This is a genomic window from Streptomyces sp. CRN 30 (assembly GCF_034105845.1).
Genome location: NZ_JAVRHI010000266.1, coordinates 54,739 through 65,947, shown reverse-complemented (window position 1 = coordinate 65,947; position 11,209 = coordinate 54,739). Strand labels below are relative to the sequence as shown.

Annotated in this window: 8 protein-coding genes; 3 read left to right on the top strand and 5 right to left on the bottom strand. The window is 66.7% G+C overall.

What is annotated here, in order from left to right; all coding sequences use genetic code 11:
• Positions 1-60: 60 nt before the first annotated feature.
• Positions 61-738 (bottom strand): TrkA family potassium uptake protein, encoded by a 678-nt coding sequence (locus tag UW392_RS28430; RefSeq protein WP_320777983.1) that lies wholly within the window; start codon positions 736-738, stop codon positions 61-63.
• Positions 738-1,409 carry a TrkA family potassium uptake protein gene (locus UW392_RS28425; protein WP_320777982.1) on the bottom strand — a complete coding sequence of 224 codons (672 nt, stop codon included), beginning with the start codon at positions 1,407-1,409 and terminating at the stop codon, positions 738-740. The genes UW392_RS28430 and UW392_RS28425 overlap by 1 nt, the downstream gene beginning before the upstream one ends.
• Positions 1,410-1,886: 477 nt before the next feature.
• On the opposite strand from UW392_RS28425, the gene UW392_RS28420 reads away from it, so the two are divergent.
• The 3 genes from UW392_RS28420 to UW392_RS28410 all read left to right on the top strand — a co-directional run bounded on the left by UW392_RS28420 (position 1,887) and on the right by UW392_RS28410 (position 6,135).
• Positions 1,887-3,938: an APC family permease gene (locus UW392_RS28420; RefSeq protein WP_320777981.1), complete on the top strand. Its 2,052-nt coding sequence runs from the start codon at positions 1,887-1,889 to the stop codon at positions 3,936-3,938.
• 72 nt (positions 3,939-4,010) lie between these two features.
• Positions 4,011-5,339, top strand: coding sequence for a class I SAM-dependent RNA methyltransferase (locus tag UW392_RS28415; RefSeq protein ID WP_320777980.1), 1,329 nt, complete (start codon positions 4,011-4,013; stop codon positions 5,337-5,339).
• 226 nt (positions 5,340-5,565) lie between these two features.
• Positions 5,566-6,135 (top strand): YbaK/EbsC family protein, encoded by a 570-nt coding sequence (locus UW392_RS28410; protein WP_320777979.1) that lies wholly within the window; start codon positions 5,566-5,568, stop codon positions 6,133-6,135.
• A 2-nt stretch (positions 6,136-6,137) separates the two neighbouring features.
• On the opposite strand, the gene UW392_RS28405 is transcribed toward UW392_RS28410, so the two are convergent.
• From UW392_RS28405 to UW392_RS28395, 3 genes are read right to left on the bottom strand one after another with little or no spacing between them, the layout of a single operon-like run.
• Positions 6,138-9,056: a tetratricopeptide repeat protein gene (locus UW392_RS28405; protein WP_320777978.1), complete on the bottom strand. Its 2,919-nt coding sequence runs from the start codon at positions 9,054-9,056 to the stop codon at positions 6,138-6,140.
• A gap of 52 nt (positions 9,057-9,108) precedes the next feature.
• Positions 9,109-10,272, bottom strand: coding sequence for a hypothetical protein (locus UW392_RS28400; RefSeq protein WP_320777977.1), 1,164 nt, complete (start codon positions 10,270-10,272; stop codon positions 9,109-9,111).
• 52 nt (positions 10,273-10,324) lie between these two features.
• Positions 10,325-11,086 (bottom strand): hypothetical protein, encoded by a 762-nt coding sequence (locus UW392_RS28395; protein WP_320777976.1) that lies wholly within the window; start codon positions 11,084-11,086, stop codon positions 10,325-10,327.
• Positions 11,087-11,209 lie beyond the last annotated feature (123 nt).

Here is an 11,209-nt window from a genome sequence, read left to right as displayed (position 1 = left end):
CGTACACGACGTGGGGGCGCCCCGGGATCCCGGGGCGCCCCCACTCACGTACTCCGGACCTCAGCCCGGCACGTCCTCGCGCCGCACCGACAGCAGGTCCTCCAGCTGCTCCTCGCGGGCCTGGGCGGCCACGAAGAGGAGCTCGTCGCCCGCCTCCAGGGAGTCCTCCTGGGAGGGGGTGAGCACCCGGGTGCCGCGGATGATGGTGACCAGGGAGGTGTCCTCGGGCCACTCCACGTCGCCGACCCGGGTGCCGGCCAGGGCGGACTCCGGCGGGAGGGTCAGCTCCACCAGGTTGGCGTCGCCGTGGCTGAAGCGGAGCAGCCGCACCAGGTCGCCGACGCTCACCGCCTCCTCGACCAGGGCCGACATCAGCCGCGGGGTGGAGACGGCGACGTCCACGCCCCAGGACTCGTTGAACAGCCACTCGTTCTTCGGGTTGTTGACGCGGGCGACGACGCGTGGCACGGCGTACTCCGTCTTCGCCAGCAGCGACACGACCAGGTTGACCTTGTCGTCGCCGGTGGCGGCGATGACCACGTTGCAGCGCTGGAGCGCCGCCTCGTCGAGGGAGGTGATCTCGCAGGCGTCGGCGAGCAGCCACTCCGCCTGCGGGACGCGCTCGACCGAGATGGCCGTCGGGGCCTTGTCGATCAGCAGGACCTCGTGGCCGTTCTCCAGCAGTTCGACCGCGATCGAGCGGCCGACCGCGCCGGCTCCGGCAATGGCGACCCTCATCAGTGACCGCCCTCCTCTGCGGGCCCTTCGGCGAACGCCGCCTCGACCTTCTCGATGTCGTCCGTGCGCATCATCACGTGGACCAGGTCACCCTCCTGGAGGACCGTCTGCGAGCTGGGCAGGATCGCCTCGCCCAGCCGGGTCAGGAACGCGACCCGCACACCGGTCTCCTCCTGGAGCCTGCTGATCCGCCGGCCCACCCAGGCCGGCGACGCGTGCACCTCGGCGAGCTGCACCCCTCCGGTGGGGTCCCGCCACAGCGGTTCGGCTCCGGAGGGCAGCAGCCGGCGCAGCATCTGGTCGGCGGTCCAGCGGACCGTGGCGACGGTCGGGATGCCGAGGCGCTGGTAGACCTCGGCGCGGCGGGGGTCGTAGATGCGCGCCGCCACGTTCTCGATGCCGAACATCTCGCGGGCCACCCGGGCGGCGATGATGTTGGAGTTGTCACCGCTGGAGACCGCGGCGAACGCGCCCGCGTCCTCGATGCCCGCCTCGCGCAGGGTGTCCTGGTCGAAGCCGACCCCGGTGACGCGCCGGCCGCCGAACCCGGAGCCCAGTCGCCGGAAGGCGGTGGGGTCCTGGTCGATCACCGCGACCGTGTGCCCCTGTTGCTCCAGGGTCTGGGCAAGAGCGGAGCCCACTCTTCCGCAGCCCATGATGACGATGTGCACGACCGTCCTTCCGGTGTCGGTGTCGATGGTCCTGCTCGACCGGAATGCCGAACCAGGCCGGACAACAGGGTCTCAGACCGACGCCCAAGCTACACACGCGGTCGCCCCGGGACACCCCCGTGCGCGGGCCCCCGCCGGCCGGCGGTCAGCGGCGGCCGATGCTGCGGACGCTGAGCAGGGTCAGGACACCGAGCCCGACGAGTGCGGCGGCGGCACCGATGAGCTCCGCGGCGGCGTGCGGCATGGAGTCTCCCAGGGGGAAAGGGGGGCGGAGGGAAAAGTTCGGTCATACGGCGGTCATACGGAAGGAAAGGTTTTGTCATATAGACACGCCCGTACGGCGCGCGGCGGAATCAGCAGCCCTTCCCGTACCCCAATTCACCCGGAGAGCAGACGGCCACGGCAGTCCGCGCGGGCGGCGAGCCGGGCACGGGGGAGGCTGGGCGCCCCGCGTCCCGACGGCTTACGATCCCTTGCGTGTCCAAACTGACCGACGTGCCCAAACGGATTCTCATCGGGCGCGCACTGCGCAGTGACCGGCTCGGGGAAACACTCCTGCCGAAGCGCATCGCTCTCCCCGTCTTCGCCTCCGACCCGCTCTCCTCCGTGGCCTACGCCCCCGGCGAGGTGCTGCTGGTCCTCTCCCTCGCGGGCGTGTCGGCGTACCACTTCAGCCCCTGGATCGCCGTCGCTGTCGTCGTACTGATGTTCACCGTGGTGGCTTCCTACCGGCAGAACGTGCACGCGTACCCCAGCGGCGGCGGCGACTACGAGGTGGCGAACACCAACCTCGGTCCGAAGGCCGGCCTCACCGTCGCGAGCGCCCTGCTCGTCGACTACGTCCTGACCGTCGCCGTGTCCATCTCCTCCGGCGTGGAGAACCTCGGCTCGGCCGTCCCCTTCGTCGTCGAGCACAAGGTGCTCTGCGCGGTCGGCATCATCGTGCTGCTGACGCTGATGAACCTGCGCGGGGTGCGGGAGTCCGGGAAGCTCTTCGCGATCCCGACGTACGTGTTCGTCGTCGGGGTCTTCCTCATGATCGCCTGGGGCGCCTTCCGCGGCCTCGTCCTCGGCGACGACATGAAGGCCCCGACCGCCGGCCTGGAGATCGCGCCCGAGCACCAGGGGATCGCCGGCTTCGCCATGGTCTTCCTGCTACTCCGTGCCTTCTCCTCCGGCTGCGCCGCGCTCACCGGCGTCGAGGCGATCTCCAACGGCGTGCCCGCCTTCCGCAAGCCCAAGTCCCGCAACGCGGCGACGACGCTGACGCTGATGGGCGCGCTCGCCGTCACCATGTTCTGCGGCATCATCGGCCTGGCCATGGCGACCGGCGTCCGCATGGCGGAGAACCCCGCGCACGACCTGGTCCGCGACGGCGTCCCGGTCGGTGACGGCTACGTCCAGAACCCGGTGATCACCCAGGTCGCCGCCGCGGTCTTCGGCGACGGCACGTTCTTCTTCGTGCTCCTCGCCGCCGCCACCGCACTCGTGCTGTTCCTCGCCGCCAACACCGCGTACAACGGCTTCCCGCTGCTCGGCTCGATCCTCGCCCAGGACCGCTACCTGCCGCGCCAGCTGCACACCCGCGGCGACCGGCTCGCCTTCTCCAACGGCATCGTGCTGCTCGCGGGCGCCGCCGCGCTGCTGGTGTGGCTCTACGGAGCCGACTCCACGCGGCTCATCCAGCTCTACATCGTGGGCGTCTTCGTCTCCTTCACCCTGAGCCAGACCGGCATGGTCCGGCACTGGAACCGCCTCCTCACCACCGAACGGGACCCGGCCAAGCGGCGTCACATGGTGCGCTCCCGCGCCATCAACGCCTTCGGTGCCTTCTTCACGGGACTGGTCCTCGTCGTCGTCCTCGTCACCAAGTTCTCGCACGGGGCGTGGGTCGCCCTGCTCGGCATGGTGATCTTCTACGCGACGATGTCGGTGATCCGCCGGCACTACGACCGGGTGGCCGACGAGATCGCCGCGCCGGAGGAGCCGCAGGACGACGTCGTACGGCCCTCGCGCGTGCACTCGGTGGTTCTGGTCTCCAAGATCCATCGCCCCACCCTGCGCGCCCTGTCCTACGCCAAGCTGATGCGCTCGCACACCATGGAGGCGCTCAGCGTCAACGTCGACCCGGCCGAGACGAAGGCGCTGCGCGAGGAGTGGGTGCGGCGCGGCATCGACGTCCCGCTGAAGGTCCTCGACTCGCCGTACCGGGAGATCACCCGGCCCGTCATCGAGTACGTCAAGAGCCTGCGCCGCGAGTCGCCGCGCGACGTGGTCTCCGTCATCATCCCCGAGTACGTGGTCGGCCACTGGTACGAGCAGCTGCTGCACAACCAGAGCGCGCTGCGCCTCAAGACCCGGCTGCTGTTCACCCCGGGCGTCATGGTCACCTCGGTGCCGTACCAGCTCGAGTCCTCCGAGGTGGCGAAGCGGCGGGCGCGCCGGAGGCAGGAGTGGGACGCGCCGGGTTCGGTGCGGCGCGGGCCGGCGGCCCCCCACCGGGACAAGGACTCCTCGCCGACGCCGTAGACTGGTGGGCTGTTGTCCTTCGCGGCCCCCGTTCCGCGTATCCCTCCCTCTCAGCTCTGGAGTCACCCCGCCATGCAGGCAGAACCTAAGAAATCGCTGGTGGGTGAGGAGTACGAGGTCGAGATCGGTCCCGTCGCCCACGGCGGCCACTGCATCGCCCGTACGGCCGAGGGCCAGGTGCTGTTCGTCCGGCACGCGCTGCCCGGCGAGCGGGTCGTCGCGCGGGTGACGGAGGGCGAGGAGGGCGCGCGGTTCCTGCGCGCCGACGCGGTCGAGATCCTGGACGCCTCCAAGGACCGCATCGAGGCGCCCTGCCCCTTCGCCGGTCCGGGCCGCTGCGGCGGCTGCGACTGGCAGCACGCCAAGCCGGGCGCCCAGCGTCGGCTCAAGGGGGAGGTCGTCACCGAGCAGCTGCAGCGGCTCGCGGGCCTCACGCCCGAGGAGGCCGGCTGGGACGGCACGGTGATGCCGGCCGAGGGCGACAAGGTCCCCGCGGGCCAGGTGCCGTCGTGGCGCACGCGCGTGCAGTACGCGGTCACCCCCGACGGTCACGCCGGCCTGCGCCGCCACCGCTCGCACGAGGTCGAGCCGATCGACCACTGCCTGATCGCCGCCGAGGGCGTCAGCGAGCTGGGCGTCGAGCAGCGCGACTGGACGGGCATGGAGTCGGTCGAGGCGATCGCGGCGAGCGGTTCACAGGACCGCCAGGTGATCCTCACCCCGAAGCCGGGCGCACGCCTGCCGATCGTCGAACTGGACCGCCCTGTCTCGGTGATGCGCGTCGGCGAGAAGGACGGCGGCGTACACCGCGTCCACGGTCGCCCCTTCGTGCGCGAGCGCGCCGACGACCGTACGTACCGGGTCGGCTCCGGCGGCTTCTGGCAGGTCCACCCGCAGGCGGCGAACACGCTGGTGAAAGCCGTCATGCAGGGCCTGATGCCGCGCAAGGGCGAGACGGCACTCGACCTCTACTGCGGCGTCGGCCTCTTCGCGGGCGCGCTCGCCGACCGGGTCGGCGAGAAGGGCGCTGTCCTCGGCATCGAATCCGGCAAGCGCGCGGTGGAGGACGCCCGCCACAACCTCGCCGGCTTCGACCGGGTGCGGGTGGAGCAGGGCAAGGTGGAGGCCGTACTGCCACGCACGGGCATCACCGAGGTGGACCTGGTCGTGCTGGACCCGCCGCGCTCGGGTGCGGGGAAGAAGACGGTGGAGCACCTGTCGTCGCTGGGCGCCCGCCGCATCGCTTACGTCGCCTGCGACCCGGCGGCGCTGGCGCGGGACCTGGGGTACTTCCGGGACGGGGGGTACCGGGTGCGGACGCTGCGGGTGTTCGACCTGTTCCCGATGACGCATCACGTGGAGTGCGTGGCGATTCTGGAGCCGGCTGCAAAGGGGCTCTGACCAGCAAGTCCCAGGTCGCGCGCAGTCGGCCGCCCGGCCCGGCTGCGCCGGTCGGCCACGACGTGTCACGGAGGCACGGCGAGGGTATTCGGGCACGCGATCGGATGCGTTGTTCGAAACTGGTGAACGAGTTGTGGGATGACTCGGAGATCCTCGTATCCGAAGGCGTGAACCGGCCGCTTGAGAACGGTCCGTGCCGATACGCTGCTCAGGTGCGGGGCTGTCCGTGGCACTCTGGGTCGGGATGGGGAAAATGGGTCAGGTTTTGAATTGGTTGCCGCTGGATGACGCTCGCGACCTCGTAGCGCAACCGGTGTACGAACGATTGACCAGTTCCCTTGACGGTGAGGAACTGCGAACGGTTGAGGTAGCAGAGATCGATGTCGATTACGCTGCCGGAGACGCACTGTGCGAGCACTACGGCGTCCCTTGGGAGGATGCGGCGAACTGTCTGTTGATCAGCGCTGTTCGGGGCCCCGTCACCTTCTACGCGGCGTGTCTGATGCGGCCCGGTTCTCGTTCGGACCTCAATGGGGCAGTCAGGCGCTTTCTGGGGGCCCGGCAGGTGAAGATGATGTCGCGCGACCAAGCCCTTGAGCTCAGTGCCATGGAGTACGGAAGTATCACTGCTGTCGGCCTGCCGAAGGAATGGCGAGTGCTCGTGGACAGCGGTTTCGAGAGTTCGCGGTCCATGGTGATGGGGAGCGGACTGCTTCGATCGAAGCTGCGTATCTCAATGGATTCTTTCTGCAAGGCTACAGGTGGAGAGTTCGTGCCCGGGCTCACTCGAGCGTGACGTCAGTTCGCACGGCGGGATGATGAGGCGAGGAAAGTCCTCAGCTCTTCGGCTTCGGGGACGTTGAGTTGACGGAACATATCCATCGCCTCTGTGCCGATCCGTTCGGCCCAGCTGTAGTGGCCGGCTGCTGCACAGGATCGGGCCATCGCGTCCAGGGATCGGGCCTTCTGGTAGCGGGAGCCCAGCATTGTGGCCAGGGCAAACCCCTGCCGCGCAGCCCGTATGGCGGCCAGCGGCTCACCTGCGCTGGCCCAGAGATAGCCGAAGTTGTTGTAGATGATCGTCAGAAGGTCTCGATCGGAGGTTTCGGTGGCCATCTCTTCGGCCTGCCGAAGACACGCCTCGGCTCTCTGCCAGTCGCTGAGCCGCTGATAAGTGAGGCCCAGATTGTTCAGCGTGGTGGCTTGGCCGGACCGGTCGCCCAGGTCTCTGCGGAGAGCCAGAGCCTTGGTGAACGACTCCAGAGCCTGCTCGTACCTCTGCTGCCGCCACCGCACGGCGCCGATATCGCTGAGGGTCTGAGCGATCCCATGGTCGTCACCCAGTTGCCTGTAGTACTCCCGCGCTTGTTTCATGTCACGCAACGCATGGTCGTAGTGACCGAGTCGTTCGTAGGTGAAGCCGCGCCGGTCGAGGCATCTCGCCAAGTTGGGCAGGTCATTGACAGCTTCCCAGGCCGCGCATGCCTGATCGAGGTGAGAAATGGCTCTGTCGAATGCGCCACCGCGCAGGTGGGACACGCCCAGGTTCTCCAGGGAGATGCTGTGAGCGGAGTCGTCGAAGACGGCCTTCGATGATTTCAGGGACAGGTGATGCATGTCCACTGCCTCGTCGTACAGACCCCGGTCCCGCAGGTGTCCAGCGAGTGCGGCAGCGATACGGATGATCTCATGGTGATCGCCGAGGGTTGCCATCTTCTTCACCACGGCCTGGATGTTTTCCCACTCTCGTTCGAACCACGCGACGGCAGCAGGGGCATCATGCAGCGGGAGATCCCGGTCATCGGGCATTGTCCGTCTCTCGTGGGTGGGTTCCAGCAGCGATCGGGTACCGCTCACACGGGCCGCTCTCTCCGTATGTATCACCCAATATGAGTTCAGTCTCTCGTGCAGCGCCTCCAGCTCTGACTCCTGTGTACCGCTCACGCCGGCGGCGTGTTGTCGCACCAGGTCATGGATATAGAACCTCCCCTCCTCTCGTTCTTCCAGTAGGTGATTGTCGAACAGTTCCTCAAGCGTCGCCGCGGCCCGGTCCAGGGGCTGGTCAAGCAGGGCTGCCGCCAAGTGCACTTCGAACGCCGGCCCAGGGTGCTCACCAAGTGTTCTGTACAGAGTCCGTGCAAATGGACTCAGTGCGTCATATGAAAGATCGAATACTATTTGTATGCCTGAGGAAGTGGAATCAGGAAAAGAGGAGCCTTGGGGGCCGGTAAGGCGCGCAGCATAGGTGCTCAAGGTCAGAGCTGGTCGTCTGCGCAATTGTCCACCGACCAGATGGAGCGCCAATGGCAGACCGCCCGCGGCCTTCACTATCGCGGAGAAGCTGCTGATGTCGGCACGTTCCCTGTTGGTCCCGATCATCCTGCTCAGAAGGGCCACGGAGTTCTTCTCGCTGAGGCAGTCCAGATATGAGTAGTCGGCGGCGGCCAGCGCGGTCAGCCTGCTGCGACTGGTGACGACGCAGATCACATGTGGACCCGACACGAGCAAGGGCTCCACGTGCTCGCTCGTCCTGGCGTTGTCGATGACGATCACCGCGCGTCGCCGTGACATCTCACGTCGCCACATGTTCGAACGGTCGCGCAGCCGGTCCGGTATCTCGGCGGAAGGTATTCCGATGAGGAGAAGGAGGGTTCCCAGAGCCTCTGACGGGTCCAGCCATGACCGCCCCATGGTGTAGCCGTACATGTCTATATACAGTTGCGCGTCGGGGTGGCGGCCGGTCAACCGGTCCGCGAGCTCGACGGCGAGTGCCGTCTTCCCGACGCCAGGCATACCGTGGATGATCTGTACCGGCAGCCGCATGCCGTCACGCGGAGCGCTGCGCTGTATGAGCTGAGAAAGTTCCGACTCCCTGCCCACCAGCCGGGCGGAAGGGGGGAGGTTGTTTATCGGGATCACCGAGCCTGTAAGCCCTGCGGACGGCGCGGTGTCGTGCCAGAGTTCCTGCCCGTCAGACCAGTCCTGCGTCCACAGGTAAGTGGGTCCGGGCGGAGCCTGCCGTCCCGTGCTGGTGAAGGCTCCCCAGAGGTCCGCCTTCACCGCCATCATGTCCGGTGGCCACGACGTGGTGGTACGGAGCGTCTGCAGTAACGCCGCGCTGAACGACTTCTTCTCCTCCGGTGTCGTGGACGCGATCGCGCCCGGACGGGCCGCGAAGAGAACGAACTGTTCCCGCCCGTGTCGATGCGCACCGCGTGGCAGTGTCTCGTGCGGCAGAGAACTCGGGGCCCGAAGATCCGAGGACGCAGTGGCGCATGCGTCCACACACGCTATGGTCCGCTGTGTATGTGGGAAGAAACTGGTCCGGAGAACCTTGAGCAGGTCATCGAAATCGATGTTCTGCTTGTCTGTTGCCGAGGCGTCGGCGTAAAAGAGGCGACGTCCGTAGTCCTGGTCAACCACCCCGTGTCCGCTCCAGTGGAACCACAGCAGTGAACAAGTGGAGTGGGCCACCGTGGTCATCAGGACGCGCCTGACTTCTTCACGGTGAGCTTTGTGCACGTGACCGGGGAACTCCGTGGTCGACGTCCCCGCGGTGACGAACGCGTGGATGTTCTCCGCGGGTACGCCCCTGGAACGCAGCCACCAGGCCAACTCGCGTACTTCTGCTACGGGTCCGTCGAGCGCCCACGAGTCTCCTGCAGCATACGTCTCGACACCTACGAGTACGGCGATGGTGTCGTTGGGTGAATGCATGCGGGTTACTCCGGATGCGTAAGGCCGAGCACTGTCGATGTGGCTCCGGCAGTCATGATCGGAACGCCGCGATCGCATCCCATACGCTTTGATTCGTCCAGTACGCGCTGTGTGCCTGGGGGAATGGCTGTCCGTTGTCGACCGGTACGTCAGTCACCGCGTTCGGGAAGAGCGGCTCCCCGATGAAGCTCAGGAAATCGCGGGGGTCGTATATGTTCAGCCAGGCAGGGAAATGGGCGGGCACGGTGGCCGGCGGCTCCAGACTGGTCAGAGCGCCTATCTCGTAGAGGTAGGGGGACTGGGAGCCGACCGTGATGAGTCGAGTCACCTGGGGAAGAGGAGCCATCGCGAGGAGATCGAAGCTCGCGATGCCGCCGAGGCTGTGGGTCAGCAGGGTGACGTGATCCGCACGAGTACTGAGGACGGCGCGGCGGATGGCCGATCGGATACCCGCCCCTCTCGCCTGGTACCGCAGGATGTCTCCTGCCGCGGGTGTCATGGCGTCGGTGACCGGACCTCGTCTGCGAGTCAGGCGGTGGGTGAGGGCCCGCTTGGCCATTCCGGCGAACTGCCGGGTCACCCAGTCGCCCACTCCGCGTCCGTAGCCGTCGAGCTCGCTGGTGATGAGGCGTACCAGCCTGTCCCTGGCCGCCCCGTCCATGGTCGGCTCGTTCGGTTCGAGACCGCTCTGGGCGTGCGCCACGAGGGCACGGGCGATGGCCTGTCGATGGGCCAGGGGATCGGAGGGTGCGGTCTCCGCCGCCTCGGCGAACTCGGGAGAGGAACGCAGACTCTCCAGAGCCTGGTGGAACAGGTCCTCCAGATATTGTTCGGCCAAAAGGTCGCATAAATCCGGTGAAGGACGGAAATCGCGGATCTGCTCGATCAGTGCCCCGGTCGGGTCCCGTCCCGGCGGCGACTCGTTCCCCTCCCCGGTGTGCTGGGCCAGCAGGCGCAATTCGTACCACGGGTCCACGTAGAGGACTGACCACAATGCCAGTTCTCGGTCTCTCTGCTTCGGTGCGTCCGTGACGGTGCAGCCAGGAACGGACGCGCCGGTGCCGAGAGCGGCTCCCTCGCTGTCCCCCCAGAAGCAACCCAGTAACGAGGAGGAGTCGTGGATGCTCTCCAGTCCACGTCTGATGCGACGGACCGTATGCGCGTAGGCGGTTCCTCTTACCCCGGTGCCGTGGACGAATACCGTTGCCTGGCTCATATCGCCTCTTGCTATCGATGACGTTCTGCGGCAGGGCGAAGCTGTTTTCCCGTCAGGACCAGAGTATGAGTCTTCCTCTCGCGGTGATGCCTATGAAGAAAGAAACGGTGAGCCGGCGTCCTCCCGAGCTCGGTCGAACGACGTGGTAGTTCCTCGGATCGAACAGGACTGCATCACCTGCCGTCGGTGACACCACAACCCTCTGTGCCCCGGCCGTGATGGAGTTCTTCCTGTAACCGAAACGCTCGCGATGGTTCTCGTCCGAAGGCTGCCACCGGCGGCGCCAGATCCAGGTTTCTCCTCCTGCGGACGGCATCGACAGGAAGAGGTTGAAAGCGAGTTGGACTATGGGGCGGTCATCGAAGACATGCGCATCGAACTCGCGCGATATGTCATCCCAGTGGGTGAGCGTTCCCTCGTTGATCTCTCGTACGATTCCCCAGAAGAGCTCGCGTCCATGGGAACGTGCTGACTCCGCCGTGTCGGTCCATGACTGAGCGAGTTGTTCGACGCAGTATGCTCGTGTGGCGCCTATCGGGGATTCACGGGAGTGCTCGGTGGCTTCTTGCGCGTCGGGCCAGTACTTCTCGCCCACGGAGCCCGCTTCGTTGTACTCGTTGAGCACCGGACCCAGACGGAAAGCCGGTATGGGATAACGCTCCTCGCTGTAACGGCTGAGGTTGACGGTGCGGAACTCCTGACTGCTCACCATGCGCGGCGCATCGGACAGGAATCCGCGAATCACCACGGCTCCGGCCAGTCCACATGCAAGATCGAGCAGTAGGGTGCGGGTCAGCCGGTCCTCGACCCTCACGGTGAAACGCGAGTCAACTCCTGAGGCTGCAGTGAACTCTGTCTTCCCGTTCATCGATTCGCCCCCTCATCTTCCCGAGGTAACTGTAGGAGAAACGGCCTCCGTGCACGAGAGTGAAGTCTT